Source organism: Ruegeria sp. C11 (assembly GCF_056537725.1).
Genome location: NZ_JBQFSB010000003.1, coordinates 417,733 through 440,143, shown reverse-complemented (window position 1 = coordinate 440,143; position 22,411 = coordinate 417,733). Strand labels below are relative to the sequence as shown.

Here is a 22,411-nt window from a genome sequence, read left to right as displayed (position 1 = left end):
GCATGAGCAGCACTCCTCGATTCATTCATCTCCGCGTTCACACCGAATATTCCCTGCTGGAAGGCGCCGTGCGGCTTAAAAAGCTGCCGGGTCTTTGCGAAAAGTTGGAGATGCCCGCCGTCGCGGTGACCGACACCAACAGCATGTTCTCGGCTTTGGAGTTCTCGGTGACCGCAAGCGGGGCGGGGGTGCAGCCGATCATGGGTTGTCAGGTCGATCTGACCTATGTGCAGGCACAGCCAGGGGAAAAACCCAAGGCCCCCGCACCGCTGGTTCTTCTGGCGCAGTCCGAGGTGGGATACGAGAACCTGATGAAGCTCAGCTCTTGCCTCTATGTGGACAAGGGCGGGCAACTGCCACAGGTCACGTTGGAAGAGTTGGCCGAACGTTCAGACGGTTTGATCTGTCTGTCCGGCGGGCCGGAGGGTCCGGTCGGGATGCTGCTGCAGCAAGGCCAGCGCCCGGCGGCTGAGGCTTTGGTGGATCGTCTTGCAGCCATGTTCCCCGATCGCCTGTACATCGAGCTTCAGCGACATCCGGGCGAAGACGGACAGCCCGAGGCCGAGCGCCTGACCGAGCGTGGCCATGTGGAAATGGCCTATGCGAAGAACCTGCCGCTGGTGGCCACCAACGATGTCTATTTCCCGACCTCAGACATGTACGAAGCGCACGACGCGCTGATCTGCATCTCGGAAGGCGCCTATGTCGACCAGCAGGAAGGTCGCCGTCGCCTGACCGCGCAGCATTACTTCAAATCGCAGCAAGAGATGGTGACGCTGTTCGCCGACCTGCCCGAGGCAATCGAAAACACGGTCGAGATCGCCAAACGCTGCGCCTTCATGGCCTATCGCCGCGATCCGATCCTGCCGAAATTCGCTGATGACGAGGTGGCCGAACTGCGCCGCATCGCCAATGATGGCCTGCAAAAGCGTCTGGCGGTGATCCCGCATGCGGTGACACCGGAAGAGTATCAAGAGCGGCTGGATTTCGAGCTTGGCATCATCGAAGGCATGGGGTTTCCCGGCTACTTCCTGATCGTTGCGGACTTTATTCAATGGTCCAAGGATCACGACATTCCGGTGGGGCCGGGACGGGGTTCCGGTGCGGGCTCGCTGGTGGCCTATGCGCTGACGATCACCGACCTTGACCCGTTGCGCTACTCGCTGCTGTTCGAACGGTTCCTGAATCCCGAACGGGTTTCGATGCCCGACTTCGATATCGACTTCTGCATGGATCGCCGCGAAGAGGTGATCCGTTATGTTCAGCAGAAATACGGGCGCGACAAGGTGGGGCAGATCATCACCTTCGGTGCGCTATTGTCGAAGGCTGCAGTGCGCGACATCGGGCGTGTTTTGCAGATGCCGTATGGGCAGGTGGATCGCCTGTCCAAGATGATCCCTGTTGAGGGTGTCAAACCCGTTTCCATCGAAAAGGCGCTGAAGGACGAACCCCGCCTGCGCGAAGAGGCCCGCAATGAAGAGGTGGTGGAGCGTCTGCTTACCTACGGCCAACAGGTAGAAGGGCTGCTGCGGAACGCCTCGACCCACGCGGCGGGTGTCGTGATTGGCGACCGGCCGCTGGACGCCTTGGTGCCGCTGTATCAGGATCCGCGGTCTGACATGCCCGCGACCCAGTTCAATATGAAATGGGTGGAGCAAGCCGGGCTGGTGAAGTTCGACTTTCTGGGTTTGAAAACCTTGACCGTGATCCAGAATGCGATGGATCTGATCTTCAAGTCCGGGCGCCCGTTGCACGTGGCGGCGGACGGCACTGAACTCTATGAACCCGCCGAGGGGGCCGAGAACCAGATCAACGCCATCCCTCTGGATGACGAGGCGACATACAAGCTCTACTCGGCCGCCAAGACGGTGGCAGTGTTCCAGGTGGAAAGCTCGGGCATGATGGATGCGCTCAAGCGCATGAAGCCCACCTGTATCGAGGATATCGTGGCCCTTGTGGCGCTGTACCGCCCTGGCCCGATGGAGAACATTCCGACCTATTGCGAGGTTAAGAATGGGCTGCGCAAGATTGAATCCGTGCATCCGCTGATCGATCACATCCTTGAGGAAACCCAGGGCATCATCGTTTATCAGGAACAGGTGATGCAGATCGCGCAGGTCATGGCCGGGTACAGCCTTGGTGGTGCTGACCTGCTGCGCCGCGCGATGGGTAAGAAGATCAAAGAGGCGATGGACGCCGAACGCCCGAAATTCGAAAAGGGCGCGGGCGAGAATGGTGTGGATGCCAAGAAGGCCTCCGAGGTCTTCGACCTGCTCGAGAAATTCGCCAACTACGGCTTCAACAAATCCCACGCCGCCGCCTATGCGGTGGTGAGTTATCAGACCGGCTGGCTAAAGGCGAACCACCCGGTCGAGTTCATGGCGGGCGTCATGAACTGCGATATCCACCTGACCGACAAGCTGGCGGTCTATTTCGAAGAAGTCCGCAAGGGTCTGGAACTGCCTTATGTGCCACCCTGCGTGAACCGCTCTCAGGCGACGTTCGACGTGGTCGAAGGGCATCTGGTCTATGCGCTGGGCGCGCTCAAGAATGTCGGCGTTGAGGCGATGAACCTTGTGGTCGAAGGGCGTGCAGACAAGCCGTTTGTGAACCTGTTCGATTTCGCCCGCCGCGTCGATCTGAAAAAGGTGGGCAAGCGCCCGCTCGAAATGATGGCACGGGCTGGGGCATTTGATGAGTTGGACAAAAACCGTCGCCGGGTATTCGACAGCCTGGAGCCGCTGGTGCAGTATTCGGCGGCGATCCATGAACAGAAGAACTCTAACCAGGTTTCGCTGTTCGGCGAGGCAGGGGATGACCTGCCGGAACCCCGCCTGTCGCCCACAGCCGACTGGCTGCCTGCAGAGCGGTTGAGTGAAGAATTCAAGGCCATCGGTTTCTATCTGTCTGGCCATCCGCTGGATGATTACATGCCTGCCTTGAAGCGCAAACAGGTCCTTACGCTGGACGATGTGATGGAAAAGGCCCGCTCGGGCCCGCTGATTGCCAAGATGGCCGGTGTCGTCGCCGGTCGGCAGGAGCGTAAATCCGCGCGCGGCAACCGGTTCGCCTTTGCTCAGCTATCGGATCCGACCGGCGCGTATGAGGTGACGTTGTTTTCTGAAACGCTGGAGAAAAGCCGCGAGTTTCTGGAAACCGGTGCGCATGTCGTTCTGACCGCTGAGGCGACAATGGAGGCCGATCAGCTCAAATTGCTGGGCCGGTCTGTCGGTCCAATTGATGCGGCTGTGGCCGAGGCCGGAGCGACCGGATTGCGGGTTTTCGTGGACGATGCGCAGGTGGTGCCAACACTTGCGAACGTCCTTGAAGATGCGGCCGCGGCAGCGCGTGGCGCGTCCAAAGGCCCGATACAGCTTTGCCTTCTCGACCCCGGTCTTCCGGGTGAGGTGGAAATAGACCTTGGCCAGGATTTTCCGATCAACCCGCAGATCAAGGGTGCCATCAAATCTCTGGAAGGTGTCCTGTCGGTCGAGGAACTATGAACCTTCGTTTTGTTGCCACAATGAAGGCGCCCGGTTAGGCTGAGTGGTATATCCTATTGGGTCATGCCACAGGAGGGCTCTGACATGACGATTTCAGGTATTTGTTTCAGATCACTGGGTTTCGCGGCGGTCGTATCTTTGGCGACTGCATCTGCCGGATTGGCGGATGACAAAAAGAAAGACAACACAATCAAAGGGGCAGTGGTCGGCGCGGGTGTAGGCGCGTTGATCGGTGACGGGAAAGGTGCAGCAGCGGGTGCCGTGGCCGGTGCCATTATTGGACGTAACTGGAAGTGAATGCGATGCGATTTAACACATTAAAGACAATGACCTTTGTTGCCTTCGCTGTCACTCCGATTGCGGCTCAGGCAGATGAAGAAGCGGATCAGATGGTACAGGATGCCTTGCCGGTGATGTACCACACTTGCGCTTCGGTTGTTGAAGAGGCGGACGGAGATGAGACCTTCGTTCTGGCGGTCGTCGAAAAAATGACGGCCCTGTCCATCTACAACCGCCAGATCAATATCGAGGAGCACGCCTCGTCGGATGAGGACAAGGCCAAGCTGCGCGAGGCGTTTCTGACCGCTTTGTCTGAAGGCTGCGCCGAAGACAAGAATGCGCTGCTGGGTGGCGTTGTCGATAACGCTGTGAAAACGACGCTGGGCTTGTAACCAATTGGTGGTTTGGGCCACCTATCACATGGCCAAAGCGCTATCGACTAAACTTTGGTACGTCTTATTCTGGCCAACATCCTGAGCGATACGCAGCGTAGAATACTACAACCTATGTGTGCGCAGTATGTTCAAACTGATTTACAGGCAACGTCGGCGACTGCTGTTCGGGACGTTTTTCTCGATGATGACTGTCGCCTTTCAGCATCGCGAGCAATTTAAAGCGCAATTTGTAGAAATGATTGCCACCGCAGGCCCGTTCATCACGTGGCTGGCCCTTGGTCTGACCATCGTGCTGGTCAGCGGCATCGTATTTGCAGGTTTTGCACTGCTTGTTCTGATCTTCCGCCGTTTGCGAATGATGGTGGAAATGCTCACTTTCTGGGCTTTTCTCAATGCTACACTTAAGCCAGCAGAACGTCTGGCTGATCAATTCAACCTATCAGACGTCTTTACAGCGATCATAACCCTCGCATTACTCCTGAGCTTTATCTCCATCACCTACGGGACCGTTTTGGACGGGTTTCGCTTTGGTCTGGATTGGAAATCCAAACGCCGCGTGCGTGTGCGACAACCCATTGAAAAAGTCTGGCCTGCTTTCGCGCTGGCCGAATGTGGCGCAAGCTCGAGCTGGGAACAATTATTGTATGACGCGCAACCCGTTCCGGGAGAGCCAGACAGCTTTGACGTTTCTTATCTAATGGGGCCATCCATTTTTCAAAAGCAGCAGCAAACCGTGCTGGAATGCGATGCGCCAAATCGCTACCACTATTCCTTCTCTGGAAATTCAAATCCTAAGAACCGGCGTCTGACGGACGGAGAGTTCGATGTTACACTTGAACCAGATGGCAAGGGCGGAACTTTCGTTACCGCTTACCAGCACAACAAGGCCATGCTGCCGCGTACAGCGCTGGCACTTTGGTTCGATGATCAGCTTGGCGATGCTCTGGATGGTTTTGCAGCAAGGATGCGTGGTCGGCGCGATTGGTCAATGACCGGGCTGGAGCATCGCAAGATTCTAAGCCTGGCCTGACTTAGCCCCCTCAATAGTGCGGCGGGCGTTCGTCGCCCAGCACAACCCCGCCCGAACCTTCCTGCGCCCGCTCGGCCTCGCGCTGCAGCAGCATTTCGACCCGGCGGGTTAGCCGGTCGATCTCGTCCTGTTGACGGGTGACGACTGTGTTCAGGTCTTCAACCGTGCGGGTCAGGTGGGCGATCTGTTCTTCCAGTTGCTGCATGGCGTGCTCCTGTTTCCATCCTGCTCATAGCGCTGTCACGGCCGACTGACCAGAGAAAGCGCACCCTGCGGCAGTGGGTTGGCTTGCCCCGATGCAGGCCATGGGATAGACCGCGCGCGGAACATGAAAATCCCAAGGACGCCCCATATGGCCAAGCCCAAGAAACAGCCCCGCCCCAAGGCCATTACGCCGAAAGGGTTCCGCGACTATTTCGGCCAGGAAGTTTCGCAGCGCACCGAGATGCTGCGGGCTATTGCGGACGTCTATCATCGTTATGGGTTTGACGCGCTGGAGAGCAGCGCGGTTGAGACCGTCGAGGCGCTGGGCAAGTTCCTTCCGGATGTGGATCGCCCGAACGAGGGCGTCTTTGCATGGCAGGAATTTGACGAAGGTGGCAACGGCGACTGGATGGCCCTGCGCTACGACCTGACCGCGCCATTGGCCCGCGTCTACGCCCAGCACCGCAATGATCTTCCAACGCCTTATCGCCGCTATGCGATGGGGCCGGTCTGGCGCAACGAAAAGCCGGGACCGGGGCGTTATCGGCAGTTCTATCAGTGTGATGCGGATACGGTCGGCACGGCCTCGATGGCGGCGGACGCCGAGATTTGCGCGATGCTGTCGGACACTCTGGAAACCGTCGGCATTCCGCGCGGTGACTATCTGGTGCGCGTCAACAACCGCAAGGTTCTGAACGGCGTGCTTGAGGCGATGGGGCTGGGTGAAGACGCCGCGGCCCGAGACAACGTCCTGCGCACCATCGACAAGTTCGACAAAGTGGGCGAGCAGGGCGTACGCGAACTGCTGACCAAGGGCCGTCTGGATGCATCCGGTGCATTTATCGACGGTGTGGGTCTCAGCGACGATCAGGCCGAGCCTGTGATTGCCTTCCTGACCTCCAAAGCTGCTGAAACCGCTGGTACGCTGGCAAACCTGCGTGCTGCAGTAGGGGACAGCAAGATCGGCGCGGACGGTATCGCCGAACTGGAACAAATCGGCGCACTGCTGGCGGCGGGCGGATACGGCGCGGACCGGATCGAGATTGATCCATCCGTCGTGCGTGGTCTGGGATATTACACTGGCCCTGTATATGAGGCCGAACTGACCTTTGAGATTTTCGACGAAAAGGGCCGCAAGCGCCAATTCGGATCGGTCTCGGGCGGTGGACGCTATGACGATCTGGTTAAACGCTTCACCGGACAGGAAGTGCCTGCGACGGGTGTGTCGATTGGCGTTGACCGTCTGCTGGCCGCCCTGCACGAAAAGGGTCGGGTAAGTGCGCAGGCCACGGGCCCTGTGGTAGTTACCGTCATGGACCGCGACCGCATGGCCGACTATCAGGCGATGGTGGCCGAGTTGCGCAATGCGGGCATCCGGGCCGAGGTCTATCTGGGCAACCCCAAGAATTTCGGCAATCAGTTGAAATACGCGGACAAGCGGAACTCTCCGATCGCCGTGATCGAAGGCGGTGACGAAAAGGCGGGCGGCATCGTGCAGATCAAGGACCTGATCCTTGGCGCCAAGATCGCCGAAAGCGCCACGCTGGAGGAATGGAAAGAACGCCCCAGCCAGTTTGAAGTGTCGCGCGGCGATCTGGTTTCCAAAGTGCGTGAAATTCTCGACAGTCAGGGCTAGGCGATGCCAAACCGTTCCCAGATACAGGCCCGCGCCGCGATGATGCGTGTGCGCTTTGAGGCCGCCGGCGCGCAGGTCGTGGACCCGCCGCTGTTGCAACCGGCGGAATTGTTGCTCGACCTTTATGGTGAGGATATTCGCGCCCGCGCCTATGTGACCTCGGACGCGCTGCGGGGCGAGCAGATGCTGCGCCCCGATTTCACGATGCCTGTCGTGCAGATGCACATGAGCGACGGGGCCGAGCCCGCGCGTTACACCTATTCGGGTGAAGTTTTCCGCCGTCAGGAACATGACCCCGACCGGGCCAATGAATACATTCAGGTCGGATACGAGGTCTTTGACCGCGACGATCCCGCCGGAGCGGATGCCGAAGTGTTTTCGTTGTTCGCGCTCCAGCTGCGTGGTCTGCCTTTGCGCGCGGCGACGGGTGACATCGGTATTCTGACTGCTGCAGTACAAGGTCTTCGTACAACGGACCGGCGCAAGGCCGCGCTGATGCGGCACCTGTGGCGTCCCCGCCGTTTCCGTATTCTGCTGGACCGGTTCGCGGGCCGTAAACCGGCCCCCGAGGGCCGAAACGCCTTGCTGGATGCGACGGATCCGATGTCTTTCGACGTGCCCATGATCGGCAAGCGGCGGGCCGCGGAGATCGAGACGCGGATTGCTGCGCTGCGCGAAGACCGTGATACACCGCCTATTTCGGACAACGAACTGGCGGGGCTGGAAACCTTGCTCAACGTGCGCGAGACCATGCCCTTTGCGCTGGAACAACTGCGCGATGTGGCCGTCGATCTGCCACAGATCACGCCCGCGCTGGATCGGCTTGAGGCCCGGATTGCCTCGCTTCAGGCGCGTGGCGTTGACGTCGAGCGGATGGATTTCGAAGCCGCTTATGGCCGTACGTCGATGGAATATTATGACGGATTCGTCTTTGGTTTCTATGCCGAAGGGCGCCCGGATCTGCCGCCCATCGCAACCGGTGGCCGTTATGATGCGCTGACACGGCAACTGGGAAATGGTGCCGAAATCCCCGCAGTCGGAGGTGTTTTGCGTCCGGACCTGATGCTTGAAATCGAGGAGGCGACCCAATGAGCCTTAAGTTGGGCGTACCTTCCAAGGGCCGGTTGATGGAGAAGACATTCTCGTGGTTCGACAAGCGTGGCATCACATTGTCGCGCAGCGGTTCTGATCGTGAATATGCGGGAAAAGTCGATGGGATTGACGGGGTATCGCTGATCCTGCTGTCCGCCGGAGAAATTCCCCGTGAACTGGCGGCGGGGCGCATCCACATGGGTGTGACCGGTACCGATCTGGTGCACGAAAAACTGCCGCGTTGGGAACAGCAGGTCGAGGAAGTCTCGCTATTGGGCTTCGGTCAGGCGGATTTGGTTATTGCGGCTCCGGCCTGCTGGGTGGACGTTGATACCCTGGATGACCTCGACGCGGCGGCGGCAGCGTTTCGGCAGGCCCATGGGCACCGTCTGAGGATCGCAACCAAGTATCACCGTCTGGTGCGTGAATTCCTGACTGATGCGGGGGTTGCAGACTACACTTTGGTCGACAGTCAAGGCGCGACAGAGGGCACGGTGGTCAACGAGACTGCGGAGGCCATCGCCGACATCACTTCGACCGGTGAGACATTGCGCGCCAACCACCTGAAGATTCTGCCAGATGGGCTGATCCTGCGGTCGCAGGCGACCCTGTGGCGTAGTCGCGTGGCCAGTTACGACGCGGCAGACAAGAAGGTTCTGTCCGAACTGATGGATCGGCTGAGCTGATCCTACAGCACACCGATCTCGGCCAGGGCGCGATTCAGGTCGTCGGGCAGGGCATCGTCCTGTGATTTGCCTTTGGGCAGGTCAGGTGGCGTGTCTTCGGGTTTCAGATATCGCCAGCCCTGAAACGGGCGCTTTTGCGCGTTTTGTGTGCGGTGAACCTCGGGCTCCAGCACGATGCCGCAGCGGCGGATGCCGTCTTCGCCCGTCACCTCATCCATCCGCAGAATACGTTGACGGCACTGAACGACGCCCTTGATCACCCAGTAGATCGATCCGCCGTTCAGAATTTCGGCTTCACGCTTGGGCCACATGCGGGTGATGTGGCGCGGCAGTCCATCGTCAAAGCGTTGCCGATAGCTGTCCTGCCACGCAATCAGCGAATCCACGCTTTCCGACCCGACCGAGAGTTTTATGAGGTTTACGTACTTATCCACAACTTTCCCACAGAGTCGTCCCAAGCTCACCTTATATATTGTAGCTCAAGATCGGGCGTCATCAAGTTGTTGTGGTTTGCGTGGCTTCTGGTCTAAGATGGATGCCTCTTTCTAGTCAGGGAATCACCAATGAGCCGCTTTGCCGCCCCCATCGCCGAGCAGATCTGGGACATGAAATACCGCTTTAAACAGGCGGATGGCACGCCTATCGACCAGACGGTCGAGGACACGTGGCGGCGGATCGCGCGGGATTTGGCCAAGGTAGAAAAAGACCCCGCGCTTTGGGAGCAGAAGTTCTATGAAGCGCTTGAGGACTTCAAATATCTGCCCGCAGGGCGCATCACCGCCGGGGCGGGCACGGCGCGGCAGGTGACCCTGTTCAACTGCTTCGTCATGGGTACAATTCCAGACAGCATGGGCGGCATCTTCGATATGTTGAAAGAGGCCGCGCTGACCATGCAACAGGGCGGTGGAATCGGCTATGATTTCTCGACCATCCGGCCGCGCGGCGCGGATGTGCACGGTGTGGCGGCGGATGCTTCGGGGCCCTTGTCCTTCATGGATGTCTGGGATGCGATGTGCCGTACCATCATGTCCGCCGGTTCGCGCCGGGGGGCAATGATGGCGACGATGCGCTGTGATCACCCGGATATTGAACATTTCATTACCGCTAAATCCGACCCGGCCCGTTTGCGCATGTTCAACATGTCCGTTCTGGTAACAGATGCCTTCATGGAAGCGGTCAAGGCAGACGGCCCTTGGGAGTTGGTGTTCGACGGCAAGGTTTATCACACGGTTCAGGCCCGCGATCTGTGGAACAGGATCATGCAGGCGACCTATGACTATGCCGAACCCGGCGTGATCTTCATCGACCGTATCAATCAAGCCAACAACCTGAGTTACGTCGAAACCATCGCTGCCACCAATCCATGCGGTGAACAGCCGCTACCGCCATACGGTGCCTGCCTGTTGGGTTCGGTCAATCTGGCGCGTCTGGTGGCAGAGCCGTTCGAGAGGGGCGCGCATCTCGATGAAAAAGCGTTGCAGGAACTTGTCGCAACTGCCGTGCGGATGATGGACAACGTTGTGGACGCCTCGAAGTTCCCGCTGCCGGAGCAGGCGGCCGAGGCGCAGGCAAAGCGCCGGATCGGACTTGGGGTGACGGGGCTGGCTGATGCTCTGCTGATGCTGGGTCTGCGCTATGGCTCGGACGAGGCGGCGCGTCAGACCGAGCGTTGGTTGCACGCGATCGCCCGCGCCGCGTATCTGGCGTCGGTGGACCTGGCACGCGAAAAGGGCGCGTTCCCACTGTTCGATGCCGACGCGTTTCTGGCAAGTGGTGCAATGCAGGACATGGACGAAGACGTGCGCGATGCGATCCGCGAGCATGGCATCCGCAATGCGCTTTTGACCTCAATCGCACCGACCGGGACGATCTCGCTATATGCGGGCAACGTTTCGTCTGGGATCGAGCCGGTCTTTGCCTATGCCTATACCCGCAAGGTGCTGCAGAAAGACGGATCGCGCACCGAGGAAGAAGTGGTGGATTACGCCGTTCAGCACTGGCGCGACAAGTTCGGAGACGCCGAATTGCCCGACTTCTTTGTCAACGCCCAGACGCTGACGCCGCTGGATCACGTCAAAATGCAGGCTGCGGCCCAGAAATGGATCGACAGCTCAATCTCGAAGACAATCAACTGCCCCGAAGATATTTCGTTCGACGCGTTCAAGGATGTCTATATGCAGGCCTGGGATCAGGGCTGCAAAGGGTGCACCACCTATCGTCCCAACGATGTGACGGGGTCCGTTCTTACGGTTTCCGAAAGCTCAGACAAAGCACCGGGCGAAAGTGCCGATGCGCCGCACGAAGTCGAGGGCGGCGATGTCATCTATATGTCCGAACCGTTGGATCGCCCGCAATCGCTTGAAGGGTCGACCTACAAGCTCAAGTGGCCTGACAGCGAGCATGCGATCTATCTGACCATCAATGACATTGTGATCGGCGGCCGTCGTCGTCCGTTCGAGGTGTTCATCAATTCGAAGAACATGGAGCACTATGCTTGGACGCTGGCGCTGACGCGGATGATCTCGGCCGTGTTCCGGCGGGGGGGTGATGTGTCCTTTGTGGTTGAAGAACTGAAGGCAGTGTTCGACCCGCGGGGTGGGGCCTGGGTCAAGGGCAAATACATCCCTTCAATTTTGGCCGCGATTGGTGGCGTGATCGAACAGCATCTGATCGCTATCGGCTTTCTGGAAGGTGAGGGGATGGGCCTGAAATCCGATCCGCAGGCGCAGGTGGTGAACACGGACGCCCCTCGCGGCAAGGCCTGCCCCTCTTGTGGACAGTTCGATATGGTCATGATCGAGGGTTGCATGACGTGCCGCAGCTGCGGCCATTCAAAGTGCGGTTGACCCCTGATTCGACCTGTTTGCCGTGGCGTGTCACGCGGCATGACCTAAACGTCTCAATAGGTCATTTTATACAAATCAATTGAAGAAACGGCCTCGGTTTTAATCCGAGGCCGTTTGCTTTCAGGCTGGTGTTGGCGAACATAGATGGTGGTGGATTGAAGGTGCCACGGGTTCGTGGGACAATCACAGATTGTGGTCAAGTCGCCGAGCTGCGCAGCGATGCCACCCACGTGCGACCAGCCGCCTCAATGCAGTTGTTTTGACAGTTGCGACGTTCCGCAAATTTTATTCGTCGAAATTCCAGATGTCGCGCTGAACCTTCCAGCCGCTGTCACCTTTGCGGAAGTAGAGAATGTACTTCCCAGAGAGTTTTTGTCCGCCCATGGAGCCAGTCAATGTTCCCATCGTAATGGCAATGTCTCCGCTGACCTGTGCGTCGCTAAGATCGGCTACAACATCACCTAGGCCGCCATCAATTGCTGCCTGCCAATATTCCCGAATGGCTGCGTGACCTGACATCATCGGCGCTCCTGGGGGCATGGCTGCGCCATCTTCGGCATAGGGTGCCGTTGCCTTATCTGCGTCCTTTGCGTTGATTCCATCGATTATGGCCGCGTCGAGTGCCTTTACAGTGTCAACATCCGACATCATTTCCTCCTGAGTTTTCCCGCTGATGCCCTCAGGCTACCATAGGAGCCTGAGTCGATGCTAAATCTTGGATAAGCCGTTGAAATACTTGGAATGCGGAAAGCGCAACGTGGTGGCTTTGGCGACTATTCGTTTGCCACATGATGGGTGCGATATTTTTTTGCGCTCCGCCGACGTTTAGCGGTGGCACGTTAGTGCACTTACAGTGAAAGGCCGGTCTGACGGGCCGCACAGCAGCATCTTCAAATTGAGACGAAGGTCCGCAATGGGCCGCCCTCAGCCACACCAGACGCATCTAACCCTCGGATGCCGAGCTCGCTCGTTGGTTGGCACCAAGCCCAATTGCCTGCATGCTGCATGTTGCGCGAATGACCGCTATCCAAGCATTTCCACCATCTTGTCTCGCATCACGAACTTCTGTGGTTTCCCGGTGATCGTCATTGGAAGCTCGTCAACGATGCGGATGTGACTCGGTACTTTGAAATGGGCAATCTGTCCTTTCAACGCATCACGAAGCTCGCCTTCGGTCAGCTCCATGCCGGGCTTGGCAATTGCCCAGGCGCAGACTTCCTCGCCGAACTTCTCATCAGGAATGCCGAAGACCTGAACATCACTGACCTTTGGATGCCGCATCAGGTATTCCTCGATCTCGCGTGGATAGATGTTTTCTCCACCACGGATGATCATGTCCTTCACACGACCCACGATGGAGCAAAAGCCATCATCGTCGAAAACGGCAAGATCACCGGTATGCATCCAACCGTCTACGATGCTCTCGGCGGTTTTCTCGGCGTCCTCCCAATAACCCTTCATGACGGAATAACCACGGGTGCAGAGCTCACCCTGAGTGCCAACGGGCACAATTTGCCCATCCTGATCGACGATCTTCACCTCAAGGTGAGGATGAACGCGACCGACTGTTTCGCAGCGTTTATCGGTGGGATCGTCCACGAAACTCTGGAAGGACACAGGCGAGGTTTCGGTCATCCCATAGCAGATCGTGACCTCTTTCATGTTCATCGCGGAATTCACGCGTTGCATGACCTCAACGGGGCAGGGTGCACCGGCCATGATGCCGGTGCGCATGTTGGATAGATCACGTGGACTACCTTCAAGGTTTTCAAGCATCGCCACAAACATTGTTGGTACGCCGTAAAGGGCCGTGCATCGCTCTTTTTCTAGAGCATCAAGAGTCTGCGGCGCATCAAAACCTTCGCCGGGGAAGATCATAGTCGCCCCTTTGCTGACAGCGCCGAGCACGCCCATGACCATGCCAAAACAGTGATAGAGTGGCACCGGAATCGCTAACCGGTCCGTCTCGGACAGACCAATGCGATCAGTTACGTACCGCGCATTGTTGACGATGTTATAGTGCGAAAGCGTGGCCCCTTTGGGCATCCCCGTCGTACCGGAGGTGAACTGAATGTTGATGGCATCATCGGGGCTAAGTGTCTTGTCGATCTCTGGAATTCGAAGTTGCTGCGCCGGGCCGCCAAGTTTCCGAAGCGTTTCGAAAGAATACGCACCGGGACCCGGCTGGTCGTCCATAATGATGACGTTTCGCAAACGCGGCAATTTTGCTGCACGCAGACGTCCCGGCTCGCAAGCCTCAAGTTCGGGGGCGAGATTGCGGATCATGCCTGCGTAGTCGGAAGATTTGAAGGTCTTGGCTGCGATAAGAGCTTTGCAGCCGACCTTGTTCAGGGCGTATTCCAACTCACCCAAGCGATAGGCAGGGTTGATGTTGACCAAAACAAGCCCGACACGAGCGGTTGCAAACTGCGTGAGCACCCATTCGAAACGATTGGGTGACCAGATCCCAACCCGATCCCCCTTTTCCAAGCCAAGCGCCAGTAACCCGGAAGCCAGTTCATCGACGGCACGATCCAGATCGTAATAGCTCATCCGTATGCCTTGCTCGTTGAACACGGCGGCTTCTCGGGGGCCAAATCGTGAAACGGCATCGCGCAAAAGCTGGGAAATGGTAATATAGGCCAATGGTGGGGTTGAAGGGCCGCGGACATATGATTTACCGTCTTGAGGCGCCGTGGCTTCACCGATTGCCTCGGTTCGCACATCCCATTCAGAAATTCGAACCGACAGACTTTCGTTCAGGATTGACATATCGATCCTCCCTTACATGTTGCGCCAGTCGCCCGATTGCTCAAAGGCATCCGCAGCCTGGTAGATCTTCATTTCGCCATAGTTTGGACCAACTAGCATCATTCCGATAGGCAGGCCTTCGCTCAACCCGCAGGGTATACTCATAGCGGGTAGTCCACCGTTAAAGGGTGCCGTGTTGGGAACCATTTCAAAGGCACGCTGTACGTATAGACTGAGCGAGCAGTCAGCAGGCGGATGAGGTTGTGGCTTGATCGGAAGAGTTGGCATCAACAGAAGATCATATTTTTTTAGCGCAGCCAGATAACGTTCGTTACAAAGCCGCATGATGTTCTGACCTTTGCCGTAGAACCGCCCCCTGTACTGTCGCTGAAAATGCTCTCCGACAAACATGCAGGCCTTGAGTGAATGGCTAAGTTCATCCGCGCGGCCCTGCCATTGTGCCATGTGATCAGTCATCGAGGGCAGGAAGAGGCCACGGTAGTTGGTGCCGGTTGAATTGCCCCACATCATGCCGTCCTGCAGGCCTTCGAGCGTGATTGCCGTCCATGCATCCATCGCCGTGTAGTGTTCGGGGATCGAAACCTCCTCAACCCGCGCGCCTAGTTCACGAAACCGTTCAGCGGCTTGTAGGACTTTTCCATCTACATCTGCTTCAGAGTTTTCATGCCCGAAGCCTTCCTTCAAAACACCGATCCGCATTCCATGTGCGCCGCGACCTAACGCTTCAGTATAACTGTAGACCGTGGGCTTGTACTGGCGCGGATCAAGACCGTCTTCGCCGGCCAGCACTTCAAGCAGTAACGCATTGTCGGCAACGTTGTTTGTCACAGGTCCGAGGTGGTCAATGGTCTGCTCGATCGGCATCGCACCAGTGTACGGAACAAGTCCGTGGGTGGGTTTCATTCCGTAGACACCACAATTTGAGGACGGAATGCGCACTGAACCACCCTGATCACCTGCGATTGCCATGTCCACTTCACCGGCGGCCACCAGCGCTGCCGATCCACCAGAGGAGCCGCCCGCCATATAACCACGTTTCCAGGGGTTATGAATCGGCCCTTTGGCATTGGTGTGCGACCCTCCTGAAAGGCAGAAATTCTCGCAATGTGCTTTGCCGGTGATGATGGCCCCGGCATCCAGCATTCGGGTCACGATGGTGGCGTCAATCTCGGGCGTATAGCCTTCCATAATGGACGAGCCATTCATCATCGGCACGCCAGCGAGGCAGATCGTGTCTTTCAGCGCGATGCGTTTGCCGCGCAGTTTGCCATCCGGCGCGCCGCGCACTTCGGTTTTCACGTACCATGCGTTCAGTGGATTTTCGGACGGGTTCGGGAAATGGCCGGGGCTGCGTGGATAGCGAACTTCGGGCAGGTAGTCGGGCATCGCATCCAGACGATCATAGGCCTGCATGTATGGTTCGATGATCTCGCGGTATTCGTTCAGATCCTCATCGGACAGGTTCATTCCAAACCGGCTGGCCATGTCACGCATCTGCGAAAGGGTTGGTCGTTTTATGGTCATGTTCGTCACCACGTTTGCGGCAGCCGCTTGGGTCTCGGTTACTGCCTGAGATTTGGTTCGTGTTGCGGATGTTTGCTGGTTCGCCGGACGTGCGCTAGCCTGCCCTCGGGTCGAGCGGGCCGCCCCGAAGCCGAGAAACTGATCAACCTTTGCCTGATCAGACAGATCTACTTTACTGAGTTCCCCGGTAATGCGGCCACGTTCAAGTACAAGAACCCGGTCGGACAGGTCGGAGATGAAGTCGAAATTCTGTTCGACAAGAAGAATGGAAAGCCCCCGGCTTTCGCGCAGGGCCAGTAGCGTTTCACCCATCTCCTCGATGATCGAGGGTTGGATTCCTTCGGTTGGTTCATCCAGCAGAAGGAAATCCGGATCGCCCATCAGGCACCGGGCAAGGGCCAGCAATTGTTGTTCACCGCCAGACAGCGCGCCACCTTCACGGTCAAGCAGCGGACGTAGGCGCGGAAAGTCCGCAAGAACGGCTTCCATGACATCGCTTTCAGAAGCACCAGCATATTCATGCCAGGCAAACCGTAAATTGTCGCGAACGGTCAGTTGCGGGAAAATTCCCCGCCCCTGGGGTACATAGCCAAGCCCCAATCCTGCCCGCTCGAATGGTGACATCCCGGTGATGTCGGTTGAATGAAACCTGATCGTCCCGGACCCCGCGGGCAGGAACCCCATGAGGGTCTTCAATAGTGTGGTCTTTCCCATGCCGTTATGGCCAAGAATGCCTACCACCTCATTTTCCGCTACCGCGAATTCGATCCCGTGCAGGATTGGCACTTTGCCATACCCGCCCGAGACACCTTTGACTTCGAGTATGTTTGTTACGTCATCAGTCATCTCAGGCCTTCTTTCCAAGATAGACGTTTCGAACGGTGGGATCTGACATAACGCGATCAACGTGATCTTCCATCAGTACCTTTCCCTGGTGGAACACCGTCACCATCTCGGCAATTGAGCGAATGAACTGCATGTCATGCTCGACGATGATGATCGCAGCAGTCTTGTTCAGCTCATGGATGATCTCTGTCATCCGCTCGACATCTTCCGCGCTCATGCCTGCTGCTGGTTCGTCCAGAAGCACCAGCCAGGGATCTCCGACAGCGACAAGGCCTAGCTCAACGCGTTGTCGCTCGCCATGCGCCAGCCGCCCGAGATCGTCCCGGGCAATCGAGCCTAGGGCGAGACGTTCGATGATTTCCTGTGTCTTCCGATTGGCATCCTGGGGATCGTGAAACCGCCTTGCCGCAAGCCAGATGTTTTCGAACACGCTGAGGCTGTCCATGACATTGGGTGTTTGCGTCTTGATGCCCACGCCCATCGAGGCGATTTGATGAGGCATCCAATGCGTAGTCTCTACTCCACGCATAAATACTTCGCCTTCGGTTGGCGTTTGCAACCCTGTCACGCATTTAAAGAACGTGGATTTACCAGCCCCGTTTGGTCCGATCAGGCATCGCAGCTCGCGTGCGCGGAGTTGGAAATCAACGTTGTCAGACGCGACAACACCGCCAAAACGCATCGTAAGCCCATGAGTTTCGAGTACAGTTTCAACCATTGACTCGCCCTCGGTTTCTCATGCGACGTTGCTGATGAATGCGGCCCAACGGGCGGCGGCCAAAACTCACTTTCCAGAGACCCGCCAATGCTGGAACGACGCCTTTTGGCAGGAAGAGGACGAACAGCACTAAAATCAGGCCTGTGATCAGTGTGTTATCCACCAAAGTTTGTTGGCCCAGAAGGAACTTCAGATAGGCCAGTCCAGCGGCACCGAGGATCGGGCCCAAGCGGGTACCCAGCCCGCCAACGATGCACCAGATGATAATCTCGGCCGATTGGCCAAGAGAAAACAAGCTTGGGGTTACAATTTCGGCCCAGTTCGCGAACAACGCGCCGGCCAACCCAGCAATGGCGGCGCCGGTAGCAAACAAAACGGTTTTTCTGGCCCGAACATCGTAGCCCATGAGGGACATGCGGGTTTCATTTTCGCGAATGCCGACGGCGATGCGACCAAAGCTTGATCTCAGCAATGCCGACACAAGGAAGAACACCAGCCCCAGCAAAACGGCACAAACATAGAAATAGCTGTCTCCCCAGATATAGTCGTCCGGGCTTCCAGGGATGTTCAAGGTCTGAAATCCGGGAATGCCGTTGAATCCGCCTAGTCGAGCATCTCCAATCACATATTGCGGTCCGGCGGTTGAGTTGATGAACTTGAACAGGATCAACGTCACAACCAGAGTGATGACCCCAAGGTAAACATCGTTAAGTCGTCCGTAGAACATCATTGCTCCAAGAAGAGCAGCGAAACCTGCAGGAACAATAACGGCAAGGATCATCGGAACTGTGCTTTCACCGATGTTGATGGCCGCAACGGCATAGGTGTAGGCCCCCAGCCCAAAAAATGCGGCCTGGCCAAAGCAGAGGATACCGCCGAAGCCCCAGATCAAGCCAAGGCTCAGCCCTAACATCCCATAGACGATCAGAACGGTCAGCGTGTATGTGCTGATCATCAAAGGCATCACCCAGATCAGAAAGGCCGTGACGAGGATGATCGTGATGGTGTCTTTTGACAGGCTCCCTTGCATCACAGCTTCCCCTTGAAGAATTTGCCGGTAATCCCCTGTGGCAGCAGGCGAAGCAGGACGACTGCTGCGACCAACAGAGCAACTTCACCGATCACCGGCGAAATGGCGAAGGTGAAAATCTGGTTCACCACGCCGAAGAAACCAGCGCTCGAGAAGAGACCTGCAATCAAGGAAGGCCCGCCTGCGATCACGGTGATGAAAGCCTTGGCGATATATGCTCCACCAGATGTCGGCACGAGACCAACCAGTGGCGCGAGAACGGCCCCTGCCAAACCAGAGAGGGCAGAGCCACAAAAGAAGGTCGCCATGTAGATGCGGTCCGGACTGTAACCCAATGCCGCCGCCATATCCGAGCGCTGCATCGCGCCTCGTGCGATAAGTCCTGCGCGCGTGGCCTTCAGGATCGCAAGCATCCCGATCAGCAACAGAATTGCGACCACGATGATGAAGAAGTTGTAGCCGTTGATCTGATAGTTCCCGATGGCAAACCCTGGAATTGGCGTCGAGATTCCAGTCGTTGTATTGCCAAAGATCATGGTGGCGAGACCAATGAAGAACAAGCTCAACCCCCAGGTCGCCAACATCGTATCGACCAACCGTCCGTATAGATGGCGGATAACCAGCCGTTCGACCACTAGCCCGATCAGACCGACGACAATGGGCGCAATGATTAGCATGGCCACGAAAATGTTCACGCCGAGGTTCACGGCGGTGATGGTCGCGTACCCGCCCATCATCATGAATTCGCCATGGGCGAGGTTGATCACTTTCATCATGCCGAAAACAACCGCGAGCCCGGCGCTGATGAGGATCAGCGAGGCGACCGCGTAGAGCATTTCGACAAGAATGACGACGGTTAAGTCCATTAGAATGTGTTTCCGTTGGAAAGATTGATGGCTCGACAATGAGCGTGCGGAGCGACAACGCCGCCCCGCCGAAATCTGCGGGAGATCAGATTTCTATTTCGTACTGCGAGTTGTCGTCCGGGTTGGCTGACAGATCGCACACAGCCTGCGTATCGATCGGCTGGCGCTGCGGCAGCGTTTCGATCACCTTCATGCCCTGGTTCTCAATTTCCATAATGTGAACATCCAGCACCGCGTGGTGCGTTTTCGGATCGACCGTGATTTTGCCCGCCGGTCCATCAATCGACAGCCCGGATTCCAGAGCCGCAATCAACGCATCGCGATCCATCGAACCCGCTTGACGCACGGCTTCGGCCCAAGTCATCACACCTTGATAATTCGATACTGCGATCTCATGGATCAGGTTGCTATCGCCATAGGCAGCTGCCCACTTTTCTTTTAGGGCGTTGTTCGCAGGCGTATCGAGCTCTTGGCTGTAGTTGTAGGCAACCATAATCCCGTTGCCTTCTTCCGGTGTCAGAACCTTGTGCTCGTTGCCTACGCCCAAAGTGGTCGACGCTAACGGAATGCGGTCTTTCATACCAGCGGCAGCCCACTGACGGAAGAACGATAGATGCGCACCGCCTACAAGCGGGGCAATCACCAGATCGGGACCGACAGATTGAATTTTCGCGATGGTGGACCCAAAGTCGCTGACATCCAAGGGGAAGAAATCGACGCCCACCGTCTCACCGCCATTGTCAGCCACGAATTTTTGAATCCAGCGCGCAGTGATTTGACCGTAGTTGTAGTCGGCGGCGAGGATGTAAACCTTCTTGCCAGACTTGCCCATGGCGTAGGGTACAAGCGCCTCAACCTGCTGTGCCGGTGTTACGCCGTTGATAAAGATGTTCCGGTCGCAGACGCCGCCTTCGTAAAGCACATTGTAGAAATAAGGCGTTTTTGTTTTGCGCATTGTCTGGCGGATTGCTTCTCGCGAGGCCGACAGAATGCCGCCATGTACGACGTCCACCTGGTCCTGGCGGGTTAATTGCTGGCCATATTGTGAATAAAGCGCCATGTCGGACTGAGTGTCATAAGCCACGACTTCGATCTGTTTACCCAGTAGTCCACCAGCGGCGTTGATCTCGTCCACGGCCAGACGCATGGCCATGTCCATCGGCTTGCCATAAGCATCAAAAATACCAGAGGTATCAAGGATCGAGCCCAGCTTTATCGTATCTGCGGCCATTGCCATGCGGGGCAACATCGAAGCGCCTGCAAGGGCCGCTGTGCTGGCCAGAAAGTTACGGCGATTAAGTGACATTTCAGTTTCCTCCCTAATGTCATGCCTGTTGAATGCCGGACGGCTTTTCCGTCACTTGTCGTTCTTTGGTTTGTCTTTGATCCGGTTGGCGTAGTCGGCAGTCCGGCCTGCAAGATTTGCATCAAAATCAAACCCGATTTCTTCGCCCATCTGCTTCATTGCCGGCAGACGCACGGCCATGCCCAGGATCTGGTCCATGGCCGCACCAAATGCGCCGTCAACCCCTTCGCCCGCGCCAGAGCCATTGCCGCCGCCTGCGCCAGAGATCTGGTTGATCTTGATCGAGTCGATCTTTTCAACCGGTTTCATCATTTGCGTCATGATTTCCGGCAAGCGGTCGAGTTTGCGCTCTTCCAGACGCATCCGGATCACCGCGTCACCAAGTGTGTTTTCAGCTTGATTTAGAGCAATGCGGCCAGCGGCCTCGGCTTCCATGCGCGCGCGTTCAGCTTCGCTGGCCTTGGTTTTTGCGGCGGCATCAGCCTTGGCCTTCTCAAGCAACGTTTCGACATCGCTCTTGACCTTGGCGCTTTCGAGCTCAAGCTCTTTTTCCTGTTTCAGGCGGGCAGTTTCCCGTTCACGCTCTGCGATGGCTCGCTCTTTCTGCGCCTGAACGTTTTCTGCCGCCAGTATCACCTTGACCCGGGCTTCTTCTTCTTCCGCGCGCACCTCGGATTCTGCGGCTCGCTTCCGGGCAATCAGAATGTCGTTTTCGATCTTTTCTTCTTCAAGAGTGCGAATTGCTGCCATCTCGGCCTTACGCAAAGCCTCGTCACTTTCAACTTGCGCCGCCTTTACCCGCTTTTCGTTTTCGATCCGGGCGGTTTCGCTGGCGAGCTTTGCCTCGTCGCACGCTCTTTCTTCCCGGGATTTTGCGTCTGCTTCGAGCTTGGCCAGATGTTCCCGCTGCGCGATCTCAGTTTCACGTTCCGCGCGCTGCAATTCTAGCTGCCGCTGATGCTGGGCCAGGTGGCATTCGCGAACTGCAACCTCGGCCTCTGTTTCGATGCGGATACGCTCTTTGCGTTGGTCCGCAACCAACGCTGCCAACTGACGCATTCCTTGCGCGTTGAAGGCGTTGTTTTCGTTCCACTGGCTCAGATCGCTCTGATCAACTTCAATCAGCGAGGCAGAAACCAGGGTCAGCCCTAATTTTGCGGCCTGCGTTTCGATGGCGTCTGCCACATCCTTGGAGAACCCCGAGCGATCCAGGTGAATTTCTTCCAACGTGCGGGCAGCTGCTGCACGTTGAATTGCGTCCACAAGCGAACCTGCGAATACATCCTTGACGCTGTCGCCACTGCGCGCGATCCGCGATCCCAAGGCCTGCGCAGCTGTTGAGATTCCTTCATCGGTAGGTGCCACGCGAAGCTCGAATTCGAACTGCACATCGGCCCGCATCTTGTCCCGCGTCAATACGGCTTCGCGACCTTCGCGGCTGATGCTGAAGGTCAGCGCCCCCATCGACACTTTTTGAATCTGGTGTAAAATGGGAAGAGATAAGCAACCACCGTCTGTGACAACGCGGCGCCCTCTAAATCCGGTTCTCACCAGCGCAGTGTCCAAGGTCGCTTTTGCGTAATATCTCTGCAGAAACCAGATTGCGATCAGCGCGATGACTACCAGCAGAACTAGCGTGATTACCCAAGCCAAGGCAATTCTCCCCAATTGACCAATC

18 protein-coding genes are annotated in these 22,411 nt (G+C 57.2%); 8 read left to right on the top strand and 10 right to left on the bottom strand.

Translation table 11 applies throughout. The features are described 5' to 3' along the window. The first annotated feature begins 2 nt into the window (after positions 1-2). The 4 genes from dnaE to ACR0NA_RS08180 all read left to right on the top strand — a co-directional run bounded on the left by dnaE (position 3) and on the right by ACR0NA_RS08180 (position 5,207). The gene (dnaE, locus tag ACR0NA_RS08195) at positions 3-3,503 is read left to right on the top strand and encodes a DNA polymerase III subunit alpha (RefSeq protein ID WP_480727816.1); all 3,501 of its coding nucleotides are present in this window, start codon (positions 3-5) and stop codon (positions 3,501-3,503) included. Between the two features lie 84 nt (positions 3,504-3,587). Then, on the top strand, positions 3,588-3,800 hold the full coding sequence (locus ACR0NA_RS08190) for a YMGG-like glycine zipper-containing protein (RefSeq protein ID WP_170651073.1): 213 nt from the start codon (positions 3,588-3,590) through the stop codon (positions 3,798-3,800). Between the two features lie 29 nt (positions 3,801-3,829). Continuing rightward, positions 3,830-4,174, top strand: coding sequence for a hypothetical protein (locus ACR0NA_RS08185; RefSeq protein WP_480727814.1), 345 nt, complete (start codon positions 3,830-3,832; stop codon positions 4,172-4,174). Positions 4,175-4,301: 127 nt separating this feature from the next. Then, positions 4,302-5,207: an SRPBCC family protein gene (locus ACR0NA_RS08180; protein ID WP_480727811.1), complete on the top strand. Its 906-nt coding sequence runs from the start codon at positions 4,302-4,304 to the stop codon at positions 5,205-5,207. 10 nt (positions 5,208-5,217) lie between these two features. Here the strand turns inward: ACR0NA_RS08180 and ACR0NA_RS08175 are convergent, their stop codons facing one another. Then, a complete protein-coding gene (locus ACR0NA_RS08175; protein ID WP_170651071.1) occupies positions 5,218-5,412 on the bottom strand; it encodes a SlyX family protein in 195 nt (64 codons plus the stop codon). Between the two features lie 147 nt (positions 5,413-5,559). Between ACR0NA_RS08175 and hisS the strand changes: the two genes are divergently transcribed. Genes hisS through hisG form a run of 3 tightly spaced genes read left to right on the top strand, consistent with a single transcriptional unit; the run spans position 5,560 to position 8,825 of the window. Then, entirely contained in the window at positions 5,560-7,047 is a 1,488-nt protein-coding gene (gene hisS / locus ACR0NA_RS08170; protein WP_480728039.1) for a histidine--tRNA ligase, read from the top strand. A 3-nt stretch (positions 7,048-7,050) separates the two neighbouring features. After that, entirely contained in the window at positions 7,051-8,139 is a 1,089-nt protein-coding gene (locus tag ACR0NA_RS08165) for an ATP phosphoribosyltransferase regulatory subunit (RefSeq protein WP_480727807.1), read from the top strand. After that, the gene (gene hisG / locus ACR0NA_RS08160; RefSeq protein WP_170651068.1) at positions 8,136-8,825 is read left to right on the top strand and encodes an ATP phosphoribosyltransferase; all 690 of its coding nucleotides are present in this window, start codon (positions 8,136-8,138) and stop codon (positions 8,823-8,825) included. Before ACR0NA_RS08165 ends, hisG begins: the two co-directional genes overlap by 4 nt. A gap of 2 nt (positions 8,826-8,827) precedes the next feature. Here the strand turns inward: hisG and ACR0NA_RS08155 are convergent, their stop codons facing one another. Next, positions 8,828-9,259 carry a DUF1489 family protein gene (locus tag ACR0NA_RS08155; protein WP_480727805.1) on the bottom strand — a complete coding sequence of 144 codons (432 nt, stop codon included), beginning with the start codon at positions 9,257-9,259 and terminating at the stop codon, positions 8,828-8,830. A gap of 129 nt (positions 9,260-9,388) precedes the next feature. Here ACR0NA_RS08155 and ACR0NA_RS08150 point away from each other — a divergent pair, with 129 nt between their 5' ends. Continuing rightward, on the top strand, positions 9,389-11,671 hold the full coding sequence (locus ACR0NA_RS08150) for an adenosylcobalamin-dependent ribonucleoside-diphosphate reductase (protein WP_480727802.1): 2,283 nt from the start codon (positions 9,389-9,391) through the stop codon (positions 11,669-11,671). A 285-nt stretch (positions 11,672-11,956) separates the two neighbouring features. Here the strand turns inward: ACR0NA_RS08150 and ACR0NA_RS08145 are convergent, their stop codons facing one another. From ACR0NA_RS08145 to ACR0NA_RS08110, 8 genes are all read right to left on the bottom strand, one after another. Continuing rightward, positions 11,957-12,319 (bottom strand): YybH family protein, encoded by a 363-nt coding sequence (locus ACR0NA_RS08145; RefSeq protein WP_480727799.1) that lies wholly within the window; start codon positions 12,317-12,319, stop codon positions 11,957-11,959. Positions 12,320-12,694: 375 nt separating this feature from the next. Beyond that, positions 12,695-14,443 (bottom strand): AMP-binding protein, encoded by a 1,749-nt coding sequence (locus tag ACR0NA_RS08140; protein ID WP_480727797.1) that lies wholly within the window; start codon positions 14,441-14,443, stop codon positions 12,695-12,697. Positions 14,444-14,455: 12 nt separating this feature from the next. After that, a complete protein-coding gene (locus ACR0NA_RS08135; RefSeq protein WP_480727794.1) occupies positions 14,456-16,813 on the bottom strand; it encodes an amidase in 2,358 nt (785 codons plus the stop codon). A gap of 1 nt (position 16,814) precedes the next feature. Further along, positions 16,815-17,531 carry an ABC transporter ATP-binding protein gene (locus ACR0NA_RS08130; RefSeq protein ID WP_480727791.1) on the bottom strand — a complete coding sequence of 239 codons (717 nt, stop codon included), beginning with the start codon at positions 17,529-17,531 and terminating at the stop codon, positions 16,815-16,817. Continuing rightward, entirely contained in the window at positions 17,524-18,561 is a 1,038-nt protein-coding gene (locus tag ACR0NA_RS08125) for an ABC transporter permease subunit (protein ID WP_170651061.1), read from the bottom strand. The genes ACR0NA_RS08130 and ACR0NA_RS08125 overlap by 8 nt, the downstream gene beginning before the upstream one ends. Next, positions 18,561-19,427, bottom strand: a complete 867-nt coding sequence (locus tag ACR0NA_RS08120) for a branched-chain amino acid ABC transporter permease (RefSeq protein WP_480727789.1) — start codon at positions 19,425-19,427, stop codon at positions 18,561-18,563. Before ACR0NA_RS08120 ends, ACR0NA_RS08125 begins: the two co-directional genes overlap by 1 nt. Before the next feature lie 85 nt (positions 19,428-19,512). Beyond that, positions 19,513-20,733 carry an urea ABC transporter substrate-binding protein gene (locus ACR0NA_RS08115; protein WP_480727787.1) on the bottom strand — a complete coding sequence of 407 codons (1,221 nt, stop codon included), beginning with the start codon at positions 20,731-20,733 and terminating at the stop codon, positions 19,513-19,515. A 51-nt stretch (positions 20,734-20,784) separates the two neighbouring features. After that, entirely contained in the window at positions 20,785-22,386 is a 1,602-nt protein-coding gene (locus ACR0NA_RS08110; protein ID WP_480727784.1) for a flotillin family protein, read from the bottom strand. Positions 22,387-22,411: the final 25 nt, after the last annotated feature.